The organism is Nonomuraea insulae, from assembly GCF_042656245.1.
In genome coordinates, this window is record NZ_JBHSPA010000078.1 from 1 (window position 1) to 18,284 (window position 18,284).

16 protein-coding genes are annotated in these 18,284 nt (G+C 66.7%); 14 read left to right on the forward strand and 2 right to left on the reverse strand.

Annotated features, from left to right (window positions below; genetic code table 11):
* A partial coding sequence (rpoB, locus tag ACFPZ3_RS51310; RefSeq protein WP_379521749.1) for a DNA-directed RNA polymerase subunit beta occupies positions 1-2,560 on the forward strand: 2,560 nt, incomplete at its 5' end.
* Between the two features lie 16 nt (positions 2,561-2,576).
* The gene (locus ACFPZ3_RS51315; protein ID WP_379521750.1) at positions 2,577-6,452 is read left to right on the forward strand and encodes a DNA-directed RNA polymerase subunit beta'; all 3,876 of its coding nucleotides are present in this window, start codon (positions 2,577-2,579) and stop codon (positions 6,450-6,452) included.
* A 231-nt stretch (positions 6,453-6,683) separates the two neighbouring features.
* Here ACFPZ3_RS51315 and ACFPZ3_RS51320 read toward each other — a convergent pair whose 3' ends face one another.
* Both ACFPZ3_RS51320 and ACFPZ3_RS51325 read right to left on the reverse strand, forming a co-directional pair.
* Positions 6,684-7,022 (reverse strand): DUF5955 family protein, encoded by a 339-nt coding sequence (locus ACFPZ3_RS51320; RefSeq protein ID WP_379521751.1) that lies wholly within the window; start codon positions 7,020-7,022, stop codon positions 6,684-6,686.
* Complete coding sequence (locus ACFPZ3_RS51325) at positions 7,019-8,866, reverse strand: FHA domain-containing protein (protein ID WP_379521752.1); 1,848 nt, start codon at positions 8,864-8,866, stop codon at positions 7,019-7,021. The genes ACFPZ3_RS51320 and ACFPZ3_RS51325 overlap by 4 nt, the downstream gene beginning before the upstream one ends.
* 545 nt (positions 8,867-9,411) lie before the next feature.
* Between ACFPZ3_RS51325 and rpsL the strand changes: the two genes are divergently transcribed.
* The 12 genes from rpsL to rpsC form a co-directional block, all read left to right on the forward strand.
* On the forward strand, positions 9,412-9,786 hold the full coding sequence (rpsL, locus tag ACFPZ3_RS51330) for a 30S ribosomal protein S12 (protein ID WP_020542315.1): 375 nt from the start codon (positions 9,412-9,414) through the stop codon (positions 9,784-9,786).
* A gap of 2 nt (positions 9,787-9,788) precedes the next feature.
* Positions 9,789-10,259: a 30S ribosomal protein S7 gene (gene rpsG, locus ACFPZ3_RS51335; RefSeq protein ID WP_020542314.1), complete on the forward strand. Its 471-nt coding sequence runs from the start codon at positions 9,789-9,791 to the stop codon at positions 10,257-10,259.
* An 84-nt stretch (positions 10,260-10,343) separates the two neighbouring features.
* Entirely contained in the window at positions 10,344-12,392 is a 2,049-nt protein-coding gene (gene fusA, locus ACFPZ3_RS51340) for an elongation factor G (RefSeq protein WP_379521770.1), read from the forward strand.
* A gap of 147 nt (positions 12,393-12,539) precedes the next feature.
* Positions 12,540-13,733: an elongation factor Tu gene (gene tuf / locus ACFPZ3_RS51345; RefSeq protein ID WP_379521753.1), complete on the forward strand. Its 1,194-nt coding sequence runs from the start codon at positions 12,540-12,542 to the stop codon at positions 13,731-13,733.
* A gap of 259 nt (positions 13,734-13,992) precedes the next feature.
* Positions 13,993-14,301: a 30S ribosomal protein S10 gene (gene rpsJ / locus ACFPZ3_RS51350; RefSeq protein WP_012887830.1), complete on the forward strand. Its 309-nt coding sequence runs from the start codon at positions 13,993-13,995 to the stop codon at positions 14,299-14,301.
* Positions 14,302-14,315: 14 nt separating this feature from the next.
* The gene (rplC, locus tag ACFPZ3_RS51355) at positions 14,316-14,969 is read left to right on the forward strand and encodes a 50S ribosomal protein L3 (RefSeq protein ID WP_379521754.1); all 654 of its coding nucleotides are present in this window, start codon (positions 14,316-14,318) and stop codon (positions 14,967-14,969) included.
* Positions 14,966-15,613 carry a 50S ribosomal protein L4 gene (gene rplD, locus ACFPZ3_RS51360; RefSeq protein ID WP_379521755.1) on the forward strand — a complete coding sequence of 216 codons (648 nt, stop codon included), beginning with the start codon at positions 14,966-14,968 and terminating at the stop codon, positions 15,611-15,613. Before rplC ends, rplD begins: the two co-directional genes overlap by 4 nt.
* A complete protein-coding gene (gene rplW / locus ACFPZ3_RS51365) occupies positions 15,613-15,915 on the forward strand; it encodes a 50S ribosomal protein L23 (RefSeq protein WP_020542309.1) in 303 nt (100 codons plus the stop codon). Before rplD ends, rplW begins: the two co-directional genes overlap by 1 nt.
* Positions 15,916-16,022: 107 nt before the next feature.
* Positions 16,023-16,859: a 50S ribosomal protein L2 gene (rplB, locus tag ACFPZ3_RS51370; protein ID WP_379521756.1), complete on the forward strand. Its 837-nt coding sequence runs from the start codon at positions 16,023-16,025 to the stop codon at positions 16,857-16,859.
* An 11-nt stretch (positions 16,860-16,870) separates the two neighbouring features.
* Positions 16,871-17,149, forward strand: coding sequence for a 30S ribosomal protein S19 (gene rpsS, locus ACFPZ3_RS51375; protein WP_138694758.1), 279 nt, complete (start codon positions 16,871-16,873; stop codon positions 17,147-17,149).
* 31 nt (positions 17,150-17,180) lie between these two features.
* Positions 17,181-17,534 (forward strand): 50S ribosomal protein L22, encoded by a 354-nt coding sequence (gene rplV / locus ACFPZ3_RS51380; RefSeq protein WP_195901244.1) that lies wholly within the window; start codon positions 17,181-17,183, stop codon positions 17,532-17,534.
* Positions 17,534-18,284, forward strand: a 751-nt coding sequence (gene rpsC / locus ACFPZ3_RS51385; RefSeq protein WP_379521757.1) for a 30S ribosomal protein S3, incomplete at its 3' end; no start/stop codon positions are given. The genes rplV and rpsC, both read left to right, overlap by 1 nt.

The following is an 18,284-nucleotide window of genomic DNA, read 5'->3' on the forward strand; positions in this document are numbered from 1 at the left end:
CGTCGACTCTGAGATCACCCAGGGCACGCTGACCGAAGACGACATCGTCGCCACCATCGAGTACATCGTCGGCCTCCACGCGGGCGAGGAGTCGATGGCGGGCGCCAACGACCGCGACGTCATCGTCGAGGTCGACGACATCGACCACTTCGGCAACCGCCGTCTGCGCAGCGTGGGCGAGCTGATCCAGAACCAGGTCCGGCTGGGCCTGGCCCGGATGGAGCGCGTCGTCCGCGAGCGGATGACCACGCAGGACGTCGAGGCGATCACGCCGCAGACCCTGATCAACATCCGCCCCGTCGTGGCGTCGATCAAGGAGTTCTTCGGCACCTCGCAGCTGTCGCAGTTCATGGACCAGACCAACCCGCTGGCCGGCCTGACGCACAAGCGGCGTCTGTCCGCTCTGGGCCCCGGTGGTCTGTCCCGTGAGCGGGCCGGGTTCGAGGTGCGTGACGTGCACCCGTCCCACTACGGCCGGATGTGCCCCATCGAGACCCCTGAAGGCCCCAACATCGGCCTCATCGGCTCGCTGGCCTCCTACGGCCGGATCAACGCCTTCGGCTTCGTCGAGACGCCTTACCGCAAGGTCGTCGACGGCAAGGTGACCGCCCAGATCGACTACCTCACGGCCGACGAGGAAGACCGCTACGTCAAGGCGCAGGCCAACACCGTCCTCAACGCCGACGGCACGTTCGCGGAGTCGCGCGTCCTGGTCCGCACCAAGGGCGGCGAGACCGAGCTCATGCGGGCCGAGGAAGTCGACTACATCGACGTGTCGCCGCGCCAGATGGTGTCGGTCGCCACCGCGATGATCCCCTTCCTGGAGCACGACGACGCCAACCGCGCGCTCATGGGCTCCAACATGCAGCGGCAGTCCGTGCCCCTGCTGAAGAGCGAGGCGCCGCTGGTCGGCACCGGCATGGAATACCGTGCCGCGACCGACGCCGGCGACGTCATCAGCGCCGAGAAGGCCGGTGTGGTGGAGGAGGTCTCCGCCGACTACATCACCGTCATGAACGACGACGGCACGCGGACGACGTACCGCGTGGCGAAGTTCAAGCGCTCCAACCAGGGCACCTCGTTCAACCAGAAGCCGATCGTGGCCGAGGGTGACCGGGTGGAGGTCAACCAGGTCATCGCCGACGGGCCGTGCACCGAGAACGGTGAGATGGCGCTGGGCAAGAACCTGCTCGTGGCGTTCATGCCGTGGGAGGGTCACAACTACGAAGACGCGATCATCCTGTCGCAGCGGCTGGTCCAGGACGACGTCCTTTCCTCGATTCACATCGAGGAGCACGAGGTCGACGCCCGGGACACCAAGCTGGGCCCTGAGGAGATCACCCGGGACATCCCCAACGTCTCCGAGGAGGTCCTGGCCGACCTCGACGAGCGCGGCATCATCCGGATCGGCGCTGAGGTGGTTCCCGGCGACATCCTGGTCGGCAAGGTCACGCCCAAGGGCGAGACCGAGCTGACCCCGGAGGAGCGGCTGCTGCGCGCGATCTTCGGCGAGAAGGCCCGCGAAGTCCGCGACACCTCGCTGAAGGTGCCGCACGGCGAGCAGGGCAAGGTCATCCACGTGCGCGTCTTCAGCCGCGAGGAGGGCGACGAGCTGCCGCCGGGCGTCAACGAGCTGGTCCGCGTCTACGTGGCCCAGAAGCGTAAGATCACCGACGGCGACAAGCTGGCCGGCCGGCACGGCAACAAGGGCGTCATCTCCAAGATCCTCCCGGTCGAGGACATGCCGTTCCTGGAGGACGGCACCGCGGTCGACATCATCCTCAACCCGCTGGGCGTGCCCGGCCGGATGAACGTCGGCCAGGTGCTGGAGACCCACTTGGGGTGGATCGCGGCCAGAGGCTGGGACATCTCAGGCATCCAAGAAGCCTGGGCGGAAAGGCTGCGCGACAAGGGCTTCGAGAAGATCGAGCCGCGCACCAACATGGCCACGCCGGTGTTCGACGGCGCCCACGAGAACGAGATCGTCGGTCTGCTGGGCAACACCGTCGCCAACCGCGACGGCGACCGGATGGTGGAGCAGAGCGGCAAGGCCCGCCTGTTCGACGGCCGCTCCGGCGAGCCGTTCCCCTATCCGATCGCGGTCGGCTACATCTACATCCTGAAGCTGCTGCACCTGGTCGACGACAAGATCCACGCGCGGTCGACCGGCCCCTACTCCATGATCACCCAGCAGCCGCTCGGCGGTAAGGCCCAGTTCGGTGGCCAGCGCTTCGGTGAGATGGAGGTGTGGGCGCTGGAGGCATACGGCGCCGCCTACGCCCTGCAGGAGCTTTTGACCATCAAGTCCGACGACGTGCTGGGCCGCGTGAAGGTCTACGAAGCAATCGTCAAGGGCGAGAACATTCCCGAACCGGGCATCCCGGAGTCCTTCAAGGTCCTCATCAAGGAAATGCAGTCGCTGTGCCTCAACGTCGAGGTGCTCTCCAGCGACGGCATGTCCATCGAGATGCGTGACACAGACGAGGACGTCTTCCGCGCAGCGGAGGAGCTCGGTATCGATCTGTCCCGGCGTGAGCCGAGCAGCGTGGAAGAAGTCTGAGGGGGAGATCGCACAAATGCTAGACGTCAACTTCTTCGACGAGCTCAGGATCGGTCTTGCGACCGCCGACGACATTCGTCAGTGGTCGCACGGCGAGGTCAAGAAGCCCGAGACCATCAACTACCGAACCCTCAAGCCGGAAAAGGACGGGCTCTTCTGCGAGAAGATCTTCGGTCCGACCCGCGACTGGGAGTGCTACTGCGGTAAGTACAAGCGCGTCCGGTTCAAGGGCATCATCTGTGAGCGCTGTGGCGTCGAGGTGACCCGGGCCAAGGTGCGCCGTGAGCGGATGGGCCACATCGAGCTGGCCGCGCCCGTCACGCACATCTGGTACTTCAAGGGCGTCCCGTCGCGCCTCGGTTACCTGCTCGACCTCGCCCCGAAGGACCTGGAGAAGGTCATCTACTTCGCGGCGTACATGATCACGCATGTCGACACCGAGATGCGTGAGCGTGACCTGCCCTCGCTGGAGGCGAAGATCTCCGTCGAGCGGCAGCACATCGAGCAGCGCCGTGACGCCGACGTCGAGGCCAGGCAGAAGAAGCTCGAGGGCGACCTGGCCGAGCTCGAGGCCGCCGGCGCCAAGGGCGACCAGCGCCGCAAGGTCCGTGAGGGCGCCGAGCGCGAGATGCGTCAGCTCCGCGACCGGGCCCAGCGCGAGCTGGACCGGCTCGACGAGGTCTGGAGCCGCTTCAAGAACCTCAAGGTCCAGGACCTCGAGGGCGACGAGCTGCTCTACCGCGAGATGCGCGACCGCTTCGGCCGCTACTTCAAGGGCGGCATGGGCGCGCAGGCGATCCAGGACCGCCTGATCAGCTTCGACCTCGACGCCGAGGCCGAGAACCTGCGCGAGACCATCCGCAGCGGCAAGGGCCAGAAGAAGGCCCGTGCGCTCAAGCGGCTCAAGGTCGTGTCGGCGTTCCTCAACACGACCAACTCGCCGCGCGGCATGGTGCTCGACTGCATCCCGGTCATCCCGCCGGACCTGCGCCCGATGGTGCAGCTCGACGGTGGCCGGTTCGCGACCTCCGACCTCAACGACCTGTACCGCCGGGTCATCAACCGGAACAACCGCCTCAAGCGTCTGCTCGACCTCGGCGCGCCCGAGATCATCGTGAACAACGAGAAGCGGATGCTCCAGGAGGCCGTCGACGCGCTGTTCGACAACGGCCGTCGCGGTCGCCCGGTCACCGGTCCCGGCAACCGGCCGCTGAAGTCCCTCAGCGACATGCTGAAGGGTAAGCAGGGTCGTTTCCGCCAGAACCTGCTGGGCAAGCGAGTCGACTACTCCGGCCGTTCGGTCATCGTCGTCGGCCCGCAGCTCAAGCTGCACCAGTGCGGTCTGCCCAAGCAGATGGCGCTGGAGCTGTTCAAGCCGTTCGTGATGAAGAGGCTCGTGGACCTCAACCACGCGCAGAACATCAAGTCGGCCAAGCGGATGGTCGAGCGCGCCCGCCCTGTGGTGTGGGACGTGCTCGAAGAGGTCATCACCGAGCACCCGGTGCTGCTCAACCGCGCGCCGACGCTCCACCGCCTGGGCATCCAGGCGTTCGAGCCGCAGCTCGTCGAGGGCAAGGCCATCCAGATCCACCCGCTCGTCTGCACCGCGTTCAACGCGGACTTCGACGGCGACCAGATGGCCGTGCACCTGCCGCTGTCGGCTGAGGCCCAGGCCGAGGCACGCATCCTGATGCTCTCGACCAACAACATCCTCAAGCCGGCCGACGGCAAGCCCGTGACGATGCCCACCCAGGACATGGTCATCGGCCTCTACTGGCTGACCACCCAGAAGGAAGGCGCCGAGGGTGAGGGCCGCGTGTTCGGCTCGATCGCCGAGGCGCAGATGGCCTTCGACCGCCGCGAGCTGGACATCCAGGCGAAGATCCAGATCCGGATGAAGGACGTCCTGCCGCCGCGCGAGTGGGTGGCCCCCGACGGCTGGGAGCAGGGCGACTCGATCCGGCTGGAGACGACGTTCGGGCGGTGCCTGTTCAACCTGACGCTGCCGGACAGCTACCCCTTCGTCGACTTCCAGGTCGGCAAGAAGCAGCTGTCCACGATCGTGAACGAGCTGGCGGAGACCTACCCCAAGATCGAGGTCGCCAACTCGCTCGACGCGCTCAAGGACGCCGGCTTCCGCTGGGCGACCCGCTCCGGTGTCACCATCTCGATCGAGGACGTCGTCGCGCCCCCGAACAAGACCGACATCATGGAGAACTACGAGCGCCGGGCCGACAAGGTTCAGCGCGAGTACGAGCGCGGTCTGATCACCGACGAGGAGCGCCGTCAGGAGCTCATCGAGATCTGGACGCACGCGACGGCCGACGTCGAGACCGACATGGTCAACGCCTTCCCGGCGACCAACCCGGTCTGGATGATGGTCAACTCCGGCGCCCGTGGTAACAAGATGCAGGTCCGGCAGATCGCCGGCATCCGCGGCCTGGTGTCCAACACCAAGGGTGAGACGATCCCGCGGCCGATCAAGGCCTCGTTCCGCGAGGGCCTGTCGGTGCTGGAATACTTCATCTCCACCCACGGTCAGCGGAAGGGTCTGGCCGACACCGCTCTGCGTACCGCCGACTCGGGTTACCTGACCCGGCGTCTGGTGGACGTGGCGCAGGACGTCATCGTGCGTGAGATCGACTGCGGCACCGACCGCGCGGTCCCGCTGCACGTGGCCGACCGCGACGCGTCGGGCAACCTGGTCAAGGCGGAGAACGCCGAGTCCAACGTGCACGGCCGCATCCTGGCCGAGGACGTCGAGGTGGACGGCAAGGTCATCGTCCCCGCGGGTGTCGACATCAACGACATCCACGTGACGAAGCTGGTCGAGGCCGGCGTCGAGACCGTGCGCACCCGCAGCGCGCTCGTCTGCGAGGCCAAGATCGGTGTCTGCGCGACCTGCTACGGCCGCTCGCTGGCCACCGGCAAGCTCGTGGACGTCGGCGAGGCGGTCGGCATCATCGCCGCCCAGTCGATCGGCGAGCCCGGCACGCAGCTGACCATGCGTACCTTCCACACCGGTGGTGTGGCCGGCGCCGACATCACCCACGGTCTGCCCCGTGTCACGGAGCTGTTCGAGGCGCGCATCCCCAAGGGTGTCGCCCCGATCTCCGAGGCCGAGGGCCGGGCTCGCATCGACGAGACCGACAAGACCAGGAAGATCGTGATCACCCCCGACGACGGCTCGGAGGAGATCGCCTACCCGGTCTCGATGCGCTCGCGCCTGCTCGTGCAGGAGGGCCAGCGGATCACGGTCGGCCAGCAGCTCGTCGCCGGTGCGGTCAACCCCAACGAGGTGCTGCGCATCCTCGGCCCGCGGGCCGTGCAGCTGCACCTGGTGGCGGAGGTCCAGCAGGTCTACCGCTCGCAGGGTGTGTCCATCCACGACAAGCACATCGAGATCATCGTGCGGCAGATGCTCAAGCGCGTGAACGTGCTGGAGTCCGGTGACACCGACCTGCTGCCCGGCGAGCTCGTGGAGCGTCCGCGCTTCGAGCTGATGAACCGCGAGACCGTGGCGGAGAGCGGCTCCCCTGCCGCCGGCCGTCCGGTGCTCATGGGCATCACGAAGGCGTCGCTCGCCACCGAGTCGTGGCTGTCGGCGGCCTCCTTCCAGGAGACGACCAGGGTCCTGACGGACGCGGCGATCCACGCCAAGTCCGACTCGCTCCTGGGCCTGAAGGAGAACGTCATCATCGGTAAGCTCATCCCGGCCGGCACTGGCATGCCGCAGTACCGCAACATCCGGGTCGAGCCGACCGAAGAGGCCAAGGCCGCCATGTACACCGTGGGTGGCTACGACGGCTCCGCCGCCGACTACACCTTCGGCACCGGCAGCGGCGAGGCGGTTCCCCTGGAGGAATACGACTTCGGCCAGTACAACAGGTGATTTCTTAGTCGCTTGCAGGTGACGCGCCCGGGTCTCTCGATCGAGAGACCCGGGCGCGCTGCTTTGCCCCGGTTCCTCTCCTGACGGCCCCCGGCGCCTTTCTTCCTCTGTTACGCGCTGCCGTGGCCGGCCCAGACGCCGCACGGGGCTGAGGGCCTTCCAGGGAGACGCTTGCTGAACCCGTCAGTGGCGAGCCGCCGCTACGGCGCTCCGCCGACCGGGTTTCGTGGTTCAGAAGAGGTCCTTGATTTTCGCGATGGCCTCCGCGACGGCCGTCACGCCGCCCGCGGAAGCCGTCAGACTGCTCAGGAGGGCGGTCAGGCGGTTGGGCTTGGGCTCGGTGGCGGCGGCCTCCTCCTGGAGCATCTGCAGGTAGGTCTGGGCCGTTTCCGGGTCGGCCAGCTCGGCCCTGTGGCGGGCGAGCAGGGCGTCGAGCTGGGCCACCATCGTCCGCAGTTCGTTCGTCTCCGGCTGGGCGTTGATGATGTTGCGGTTGCCGGTGCCGCCGAAGATCTGGTTCTGGCCGTGGATCGTGCCGTAGTTGTGGCCCTGGCCTGTGCCTTCTGTCATGTGCCTGCGCCCTTCTGCGCGGAGTTGACCGCCTGGTTGTTGCTGCCGCCGAAAAGCTGGTTCTGGCCGTTGACGGTGCCGAAGTTGTGGCCCTGGCCCTTGATGTCGATCTTGTTGTTGGTGATCTGGGTGATGCGCTGGGCGGCCTCGCCCGTGTCGATGCCGTGGTCGTCGAGGAACCTGCCGATGCCCTTGAAGACGGCCTCGTGGACGACCTTGTCGAACATCTCGACGTCGCGTTCGATGAAGAAGCGGCGCAGGTCGTCGCCCATGGCCATTTCGCGGATGCTCCTGCGGGCGCCGTAGTCGTACAGGCCGCGGCTGTGGATGACGGCGCGGTCGTCGCGCTCCTGGCGGCGCCGCACCGTGCCGCGCCACCAGCGGCGCGCCAGCCTGGGCGGGGCCGAGACGAACAGCGGGACGGTTCTGGCGGCGGCCTGGGTGGCGGCCACGAACAGGCCCGTCAGGACGTCGGACGACACCCGGTCCACGAGGGAGTATTCAGGGGCCAGCGGCGGCAGCACGTAGGTGGCGCCCTCCAGGAAGAGGGAGCCGCGCAGCCGTACGGCGCGGATGAAGATGGTCACGATGAGCTGGCCGCCCCAGCCGAGGACCTCGACGCCGAGGTAGACGCGCGCGGACGACTCAGGTGAGCGCGCCACCGCGCTCAGTACCTCGGCGTCCGCGCTCACCACCGGTGGGGCGAGTGGGTCGGGCAGCAGGTCGGGGGCGTGGTTGATGTCGATGCCGTTGATGAACAGCTGGTCGGCCAGCCGGAGGTTGGGCAGGCCGGTGGCGGCGACCTCCTGGGCCAGGTAGAGGTGTACGTCGTCGGAGTGGAAGGGCTTCGGCGGACGGTCCTTGCGCGCGGCCTTGGTGATGTCGATGGCGAACGACCAGCCGTGGTAGTCCGCGCCGCTTCCGACGAAGGGCACGTACCCGGCGAACACCACGACGTTGCCGCGCTGGGCCTGAATGAGGCGGCTGACGTGGCGGCGGGCGGTCGGCCCGAGCGGGGTGGGCGCGGCGGCGGGGGTGAAGCGGCGGCTGGACAGGCGCCTGCCGAGGACGACGACCCTGGTGTGGAAGATGTGCGTGGCCACCACGAGCCAGGCCAGGAACAGCGGAACGGCCGCGAGAGCGGCCACAAGGGGTACGTCGGCGAGGCTGAGGTCGTCCAGGTCGTCGAGGTCGGGCAGCGCGTCCGGCAGCGCGTCGAGGAGCCAGAGGGCCGCGGCGGCGAGTGTGACGGCGGCGATGAGCAGGAGGAGCAGATCGCGTGCCGTGCGGAGGCGTTCTGCGGCCAGGGCGTGTTTGACGACGGCGGGCATGTCGACGCCGTAGGAGGGCGCGCAGGCGCGGTAGGGCTGGCCCAGGGTCTCGCTGATGACGTCGTGGGCGAAGGAGGCGTCGATGTAGCTCGCCGCGCAGAGGTAGCGGGTGGTGTTGGTGGGGCGCTGGATCGGGGCCGAGGTGGTGTGGTGCTCGTCCTGCACGTGGATGCCCGCGTGCTGCAGGACCGCCTCGACGCCGCCCATGCGGATGCGCTGGCCCAGCTCCAGGCGTACGGGGTGGACGACTCTCGTGCCGTTGATCCAGGTGCCGTTGGTGGAGTCGCAGTCGGCGATCCAGGCGACGCCTCCGGCGAGCCAGATCCTGGCGTGCCTGCGGCTGATCTCGTCGGAGTCGATCCGCAGCTCCGCCGAGCGGCCGATCTCGGCGGGGGCCTCGGTGACGGGCAGGGTGTGCCCGCGCAGCGGCTGCGGGTGGAGGATCACGAGTTCGAGCGGGGGAGTGCGGGAGGATTCCTGTGCGGGCCACGTGCGGCCGGCCGGCTCAGACAAGCCGGCCTCCGTGGCGGTCAGGCGGGAGTTGTGACATGCGTGTCATCCCTCTCGACGATCGGCGGAGCCGAGGCTAGACCGGTCGGGCGGGGCGCCGCTTCAGGGAGTGACCTAGGGAACACCCTAGGGTGGCGTCATCCTCCCGGGCATGGCGGCTTCGGTGAAGCACGCACATGGCATGCCCCGGGGCGGATATCATGTATGCGGCGCTACGGATGGGCTGGATGAACAGGCCCCGGCGACTCGGTGCGGCAAACAGCCCTACGGGCGTTGCCGTGGCATTTTGACGTGTCGGCCGGGCCTGGGTACTCTTGAGCATCGTGCCCGTCTCTGGCGGGCTATCGGCTGTGCGCTCATAACCAAGTGGGAGCGTCGGTCGACCTCCAGGCTCAAAGTTCTCGCAGGATGTGTCTGTGTGAAAACGCGACACGCCCGACCGCGTGGGCACCGAGACGGGGAAAACCAGCAGGTCATGACACCGGCAGAACCTGCGAAAAGCAAGACCCAATGACGTAACACCGGCCAAGGCACGAAACGGAGTGGCAGTGCCCACTATTCAGCAGTTGGTCCGAAAGGGCCGGCAGGACAAGGTCTCCAAGACCAAGACTCCTGCCCTCAAGGGGAGTCCGCAGCGGCGCGGCGTGTGCCAGCGCGTTTACACCACGACCCCGAAGAAGCCCAACTCGGCACTGCGTAAAGTGGCCCGCGTTCGGCTCACGAACGGCATTGAGGTCACGGCCTACATCCCGGGTGTGGGCCACAACCTGCAGGAGCACTCCATCGTGCTCGTGCGTGGCGGTCGTGTGAAGGACCTGCCGGGTGTTCGCTACAAGATCATCCGCGGCTCGCTCGACACCCAGGGTGTCCGCAACCGCAAGCAGGCCCGCAGCCGCTACGGCGCGAAGAAGGAGAAGAGCTAACAATGCCTCGTAAGGGTTCTCCTGGCCGTCGTCAGCTCATGGCTGACCCGGTTTACAGCTCGCCCCTGGTGACCGCTCTGATCAACAAGGTTCTCCTGGACGGCAAGCGCTCCATCGCGCAGTCGATCGTCTACGGCGCCCTCGAGGGCTGCAGGGAGAAGACCGGCAACGACCCGGTCGTCACCCTGAAGCGCGCGCTTGACAACGTCAAGCCGACCCTCGAGGTCCGCAGCCGTCGCGTCGGTGGCGCGACCTACCAGGTGCCGGTCGAGGTGCGCGCGGCGCGCAGCACCACCCTGGCCCTGCGCTGGCTGGTGCAGTACTCCCGCGCCCGCCGCGAGAAGACCATGACCGAGCGCCTCATGAACGAGCTCCTCGACGCCAGCAACGGCCTCGGGGCGAGCGTCAAGAAGCGCGAGGACACCCACAAGATGGCCGAGTCCAACAAGGCCTTCGCTCACTACCGCTGGTAGTGGGTTCGACGAGACGACGAGGACGCGAGAGAAGTGGCCACCCAGACCGCTCTTGACCTGGCCAAGGTCCGAAACATCGGGATCATGGCCCATATCGACGCGGGCAAGACCACCACGACCGAGCGCATCCTGTTCTACACCGGCATCAACTACAAGATCGGTGAAGTCCACGAGGGCGCTGCCACGATGGACTGGATGGAGCAGGAGCAGGAGCGCGGCATCACGATCACGTCCGCCGCGACGACCTGTGAGTGGCTCGGTCACACCATCAACATCATCGACACCCCGGGGCACGTCGACTTCACCATCGAGGTGGAGCGCTCGCTCCGTGTCCTCGACGGCGCCGTCGCCGTGTTCGACGGTGTCGCGGGTGTTGAGCCCCAGTCGGAGACGGTGTGGCGCCAGGCTGACCGCTACAACGTCCCCCGCATCTGCTTCGTGAACAAGATGGACCGGGTCGGCGCGGAGTTCCACCGCTGCGTCGAGATGATGGTCGGCCGCCTGGGCGCGACGCCGGCCGTCATTCAGCTCCCGTGGGGCGTTGAGGCCGACTTCAAGGGCGTCATCGACCTCATCAAGATGAAGGCCTACATCTGGAGCGCCGAGGCGGCCAAGGGCGAGATGTACGACACCGTCGACGTCCCGGCCGACCACGCCGAGGTCGCTCGCGAGTGGCGTGACCGCCTCATCGAGACCGTCGCCGAGAACGACGACGAGCTGATGGAGCTCTACCTCGAGGGCACCGAGCCCACCGAGGAGCAGCTGGTCGCGGCCGTCCGCCGGGCGACGCTGGGCAGCGCCATCAACCCGGTGCTGTGCGGCACGGCGTTCAAGAACAAGGGTGTGCAGCCCCTGCTCGACGCGATCGTCGCCTACCTGCCCGCGCCGACCGACATCGCGGCCTTCAAGGGCCACGCGGTCGGTCACGAGGACAAGATCATCGAGCGGCACGCGGACCCGGCGGAGCCCTTCTCCGCTCTGGCCTTCAAGATCGCCAGCGACCCGCACCTGGGCAAGCTCACCTACATCCGCATCTACTCGGGCACGCTCGAGACCGGTTCACAGGTCGTCAACTCTGTGAAGGGTAGAAAAGAGCGGATCGGCAAGATCTACCAGATGCACGCCAACAAGCGTGAAGAGCGCCCGACGGCGGTCGCCGGCCAGATCGTCGCGGTCATGGGTCTGAAGGACACCACGACCGGCGACACCCTGTCCGACCCGACCCACCAGGTCGTGCTCGAGTCGATGACGTTCCCGGCTCCGGTCATCAACGTCGCCATCGAGCCCAAGACCAAGGGCGACCAGGAGAAGCTGTCGACCGCCATCCAGCGGCTGGCCGAGGAGGACCCGTCCTTCCAGGTCCGTCGTGACGAGGAGACCGGTCAGACGGTCATCTGGGGCATGGGCGAGCTTCACCTGGAGATCCTCGTCGACCGCATGCGTCGCGAGTTCAAGGTCGAGGCCAACGTCGGCCGTCCGCAGGTCGCTTACCGCGAGACCATCCGCCGCAAGGTGGAGAAGCTCGACTACACCCACAAGAAGCAGACCGGTGGTTCCGGTCAGTTCGCGCGGGTGATCATCAACCTGGAGCCGTTGGGCGAAGGCAACGACGGCTACGAGTTCGAGAACAAGGTCACCGGTGGCCGCGTCCCGAGGGAGTACATCCCCTCGGTCGACGCCGGCGCCCAGGAGGCCGCCGAGTTCGGCGTGCTGGCCGGTTACCCGATGGTCGGCGTGAAGGTGACGCTGACCGACGGTGCGGCCCACGACGTGGACTCCTCGGAAATGGCGTTCAAGATCGCTGGCTCGATGGCCTTCAAGGAGGCCGCGCGCAAGGCGGACGCCGTGCTCCTCGAGCCGATGATGGCCGTCGAGGTCACCACGCCCGAGGACTACATGGGTGACGTCATCGGCGACCTCAACGGTCGCCGCGGGCAGATCCAGTCGATGGACGACCGGACTGGTGCCAAGGTCATCGCAGCGCTGGTGCCGCTGTCTGAGATGTTCGGCTACGTGGGCGACCTGCGTAGCAAGACGCAGGGGCGCGCGAGCTACAGCATGCAGTTCGACTCCTACTCGGAGGTGCCTCCGGGCATCGCCAAGGAGATCGTCGCGAAGGCCCGGGGCGAATAGTTCCGGTCCGGTCCCGCGAGGGATCGGGCCAGGACTTCAGTCCTGGTCCCTGGTGGGGTGGCGAGGGCCATCCCACCGCCAAGGGGTTCGGGGATTCCCGGGCCCGAGTGTGTAGAAAGTCAGTCAGATTCTCTAAGGAGAGAACCAGTGGGCAAGGCCAAGTTCGAGCGGAACAAGCCGCACATGAACATCGGCACCATTGGGCATATCGACCACGGTAAGACCACACTGACCGCGGCGATCACCAAGGTGCTTCACGACCGTTACCCCGAGCTGAACGCCGCGACGCCGTTCGACAAGATCGACAAGGCGCCGGAGGAGAAGGCTCGTGGCATCACGATCTCCATCGCGCACGTCGAGTACCAGACGGAGAAGCGGCACTACGCTCACGTGGACTGCCCTGGTCACGCCGACTACGTGAAGAACATGATCACGGGTGCCGCTCAGATGGACGGCGCCATCCTCGTGGTCGCCGCCACCGACGGCCCGATGCCGCAGACGAAGGAGCACGTCCTCCTGGCCCGCCAGGTCGGCGTCCCCTACATCGTCGTGGCGCTCAACAAGGCCGACATGGTCGACGACGAGGAGATCCTCGAGCTGGTCGAGCTCGAGGTTCGCGAGCTCCTGTCCGCTCAGGAGTTCCCCGGCGACGACCTGCCCGTCGTACGCGTCTCCGCCCTCAAGGCTCTCGAGGGTGACGCGAAGTGGGCCGACAGCATCGTCGAGCTCATGAACGCCGTGGACGAGAACGTCCCCGAGCCCCCGCGTGAGACGGACAAGCCGTTCCTCATGCCGGTCGAGGACGTCTTCTCGATCACCGGTCGCGGCACGGTCGTCACCGGCCGTATCGAGCGCGGTGTGGTCAAGACCAACGAGCAGGTCGACATCATCGGCATCAAGCCGGAGAAGACGACCACCACGGTCACCAGCATCGAGATGTTCAACAAGATCCTCGATGAGGGTCACGCGGGTGACAACGCCGCCCTGCTGCTCCGCGGCATCAAGCGCGACGACGTCGAGCGCGGCCAGTGCATCATCAAGCCGGGCACGACCACCCCGCACACCGAGTTCAACGGCCAGGTCTACATCCTGTCGAAGGACGAGGGCGGCCGCCACACGCCGTTCTTCAACAACTACCGCCCGCAGTTCTACTTCCGTACGACTGACGTGACCGGTGTGGTGAACCTCCCCGAGGGCACCGAGATGGTCATGCCGGGCGACAACACCGAAATGCGCGTTGAGCTGATCCAGCCCATCGCCATGGAGGAAGGCCTTAAGTTCGCGATCCGTGAGGGTGGCCGCACCGTCGGCGCCGGCCGGGTCGTGAAGATCATCAAGTAGCTGGACCGTCGGGGTGGCGGTCGGCCCCGCACCTGGGACCGACCGCCACACCACGTAAGGGCCCCATGCACGGCGCCGTGATCCAGCAGTAGCTTCGGCCAGCGACACGTGACCGAAGTCACTGCCGGATCACGGAAGAAAAGGCAGATCGACTGCGTCTACCTCGTGGGGTCAATGCGGGCTCGACCTGCATGAACGCACAGCGGCAAAAGGCCGCACGATACTTTTTCAGACGACAGCGAAGGACACCGAGGCCACTATGGCGGGACAGAAGATCCGCATTCGGCTCAAGGCCTATGACCACGAGGTCATCGATAGCTCGGCCAAGAAGATCGTCGAGACGGTGACACGGACTGGCGCGAAGGTCGCAGGCCCGGTGCCGCTGCCGACCGAGAAGAACGTGTACTGCGTCATCCGCTCGCCGCACAAGTACAAGGACAGCCGCGAGCACTTCGAGATGCGCACGCACAAGCGGTTGATTGACATCATCGACCCGACCCCCAAGACGGTTGACTCGCTCATGCGGCTCGACCTCCCCGCGGGTGTCGACATTTCGATCAAGCTCTGAGGGAACGCACTGACATGGCTAAGACGATCAAGGGCGTCCTGGGCAAGAAGCTCGGCATGACCCAGGTCTTCGACGCGGACAACCGGATGGTTCCGGTGACCGTGGTCGAGGCCGGTCCGTGCGTGGTGACCCGCGTCCGCACCGCCGACAAGGACGGCTACTCCGCCGTCCAGCTCGGCTTCGGACAGGTCGACCCCCGGAAGGTCAACAAGCCGCTCGGCGACTACCTGCGTAAGCACGACATCACCCCGCGCCGTTACTTCGCGGAGATCCGCACCGACGACGCGAGCGACTACACCCTGGGCCAGGAGCTGCTGGCCGACACCTTCGAGGCCGGCCAGTTCGTCGACGTGACGGGCAAGAGCAAGGGCAAGGGCTTCGCCGGTGTCATGAAGCGGCACGGCTTCAAGGGTCTGAGCGCGTCGCACGGTACGCAGCGCAAGCACCGCTCGCCGGGTTCCATCGGTGGCTGCGCCACCCCGGGCCGCGTTTTCAAGGGTCTGCGTATGGCTGGCCGGATGGGTAACGTCCGCACCACCGTGCAGAGCCTGAAGGTTCATTCCGTGGACACCGAGAACGGTCTCATCCTGATCAAGGGTGCGATCCCCGGTGCCAACGGCAGTCTGGTCCTCGTCCGTACCGCTGCCAAGAAGGGGGCTTCCAAGTGAGCACCACTATTGATGTCCTCGACGCCAGCGGGGCGAAGGCCGGCACGGTTGACCTGCCCGAAGACGTTTTCGGCGCCAAGGTCAACGTTCCGCTGATCCACCAGGTGGTCGTGGCCCAGCTCGCCGCTCGCCGGCAGGGCACCCACAAGGCCAAGTCCCGTGGTGAGGTCTCCGGCGGCGGCAAGAAGCCTTACCGCCAGAAGGGCACCGGCCGCGCCCGTCAGGGTTCGACCCGTGCGCCGCAGTTCACCGGCGGTGGCGTCGTCCACGGCCCCGTGCCGCGCGACTACGCGCAGCGCACGCCCAAGAAGATGAAGGTGGCCGCCCTGCGCGGCGCCCTCTCCGACCGGGCGGGTGGCGGTCGCGTCTACGTCGTGAGCTCTCTGGTCACGGGCGAGACGCCCAAGACCAAGGCCGCGCTCGAGGCCCTTCGTAAGATCACCCAGTCGGCCCGCGTCCTCGTCGTGGTCGACGCGGACGACGAGCTGACGTGGATGAGCCTACGTAACGCTCCTGAGGTCCACCTGCTGGACGCCGGGCAGCTCAACACCTACGACGTGCTCGTGCACGACGACGTGGTCTTCACCCAGGAGGCGTACGACCAGGTCGTGGCGCGGCTGAGTGGCGGGAAGGAAGACGCCTGATGGAGAAGATCGCCGACCCGCGCGACGTCATCATCAAGCCGGTCGTCTCTGAGAAGAGCTACGGCCTGATCGACGAGAACAACAAGTACACGTTCCTGGTGAAGAAGACCGCGAACAAGACCCAGGTCAAGATCGCTGTTGAGCAGATCTTCGGGGTCAAGGTCACCAGCGTGAACACCATCAACCGGCAGGGCAAGCGCAAGCGCACCCGTACCGGTTACGGCAAGCGTCCCGACACCAAGCGCGCGATCGTGAGCCTGGTGGAAGGCGATCGGATCGATATCTTCGGTCAGATCGGCTAGCGGCCATAGAAGTGAGCGCGGGCCGCATGGTCCGCGCGGGGCTTGAGACCGTCGCACTTCGGTGCGGCGGGCTCACCCATGTAACCGACGAAGGATGAACGAAAAAGATGGGCATCCGTAAGTACAAGCCGACGACTCCAGGTCGCCGCGGATCGAGTGTCTCGGACTTCTCCGAGATCACCCGCAGCACCCCTGAGAAGTCGTTGCTTGCGCCCCTTCACAGCAAGGGCGGCCGCAACGTACACGGCCGAGTGACCGCACGCCACCAGGGCGGCGGTCACAAGCGCGCCTACCGGATCATTGACTTCCGTAGGCATGACAAGGACGGCATTCCGGCGAAGGTCGCTCACATCGAGTACGACCCCAACCGCACCGCCAACATCGCTCTGCTCCACTACGCCGACGGCGAGAAGCGCTACATCATCGCGCCGACGGGCCTCAAGCAGGGTGACCGCATCGAGAACGGCCCCTCGGCCGACATCAAGCCGGGCAACTGCCTGCCGCTGCGCAACATCCCGACCGGTACCTTCATCCACGCGGTGGAGCTCCGTCCGGGTGGTGGCGCCAAGCTCGGCCGTTCCGCCGGCGCCCAGATCCAGCTGCTCGCCAAGGAAGGCACCTACGCCACGCTGCGTATGCCCTCCGGCGAAATGCGCATGGTCGACGTGCGCTGCCGGGCGACGGTCGGTCAGGTCGGCAACGCCGAGCAGGCCAACATCAACTGGGGCAAGGCCGGCCGTATGCGGTGGAAGGGCAAGCGCCCGACCGTCCGCGGTGTCGCGATGAACCCCGTCGACCACCCGCACGGTGGTGGTGAGGGTAAGACCTCCGGTGGTCGTCACCCGGTGAACCCCAAGGGCAAGCCCGAGGGCCGTACCCGTCAGGCGAACAAGCCCAGCGACAGGCTGATCATCCGCCGTCGGTCCAAGAGGAAGAAGCGGTAGGAGCAGCCGAAATGCCACGTAGCCTTAAGAAGGGTCCCTTCGTGGACGACCACCTTCAGAAGAAGGTCGAAGTCCAGAACGAGAAGGGCACCAAAACCGTCATCAAGACGTGGTCGCGGCGCTCCATGATCGTTCCCGACATGCTCGGGCACACGATCGCCGTGCACGACGGCCGCAAGCACGTCCCGGTGTTCATCACCGAGTCGATGATCGGCCACAAGCTCGGAGAGTTCGCACCCACGCGGACGTTCCGCAGCCACGTCAAGGACGACCGGCGCAGCCGGCGATAGACGCCTTCAGAAGCAGTTAGAGGAGTAAGCGATGGAAGCCAGGGCTCAGGCGCGGTTCGTCCGCGTCACGCCCCTCAAGGCCCGCCGCGTGGTGGACCTTATTCGCGGGCTGCCCGCTTCGGAGGCGCAGGCCGTGCTGCAGTTCGCTCCCCAGTCGGCGAGCGAGCCGATCTTCAAAGTGCTCAGCAGCGCCATGGCGAATGCGGAGCACAACTTCGATCTCGACCCCCAGACGCTCTTCGTGAGCCGGGCGTGGGTCGATGAGGGCCCGACGCTGAAGCGGTTCCGTCCGCGTGCACAGGGTCGTGCCTATCGGATCAACAAGCGGACGAGCCACATCACCGTGATCGTGGAGTCCCGCGAGCCGAAGGGAAGGACCCGATAGTGGGCCAGAAGGTTAACCCGCACGGGTTCCGCCTCGGCATCACGACCGACTTCAAGAGCCGGTGGTACGCCGACAAGCTGTACAAGTCGTACGTCGCAGAAGACGTCGCGATCCGCCGCATGCTGCAGAAGGGCATGGAGCGGGCCGGCATCTCCAAGGTCGAGATCGAGCGCACGACGGACCGCGTTCAGGTGGACATCCACACCGCGCGTCCCGGCATCGTGATCGGCCGCCGCGGCGCCGAGGCGGACCGTATCCGTGGCGACCTCGAGAAGCTGACCAAGAAGCAGGTTCAGCTCAACATTCTCGAGGTCAAGAACCCCGAGATCGACGCGCAGCTCGTCGCGCAGGGCGTGGCCGAGCAGCTGTCCAGCCGTGTCTCGTTCCGTCGTGCCATGCGCAAGGCGATGCAGTCCGCCATGAAGTCCGGCGCCAAGGGCATCCGTGTCCAGTGCTCCGGTCGTCTCGGCGGCGCTGAGATGTCCCGGTCGGAGTTCTACCGCGAGGGCCGTGTGCCTCTGCACACCCTGCGCGCGGACATCGACTACGGCTTCTACGAGGCCCGTACGACCTTCGGCCGCATCGGCGTGAAGGTCTGGATCTACAAGGGCGAGGCTCCGACCAGCCGCGCCGAGCGCGAGGCGGCCGCTGCCGGCGCCCGTGCCGGCCAGCGTCGCGAGCGCGACGACCGTCGCGGTGGCGGCGGCGGCGGTGGCGACCGTCCCCGTCGTGGCGGCGGCGACCGTCCCC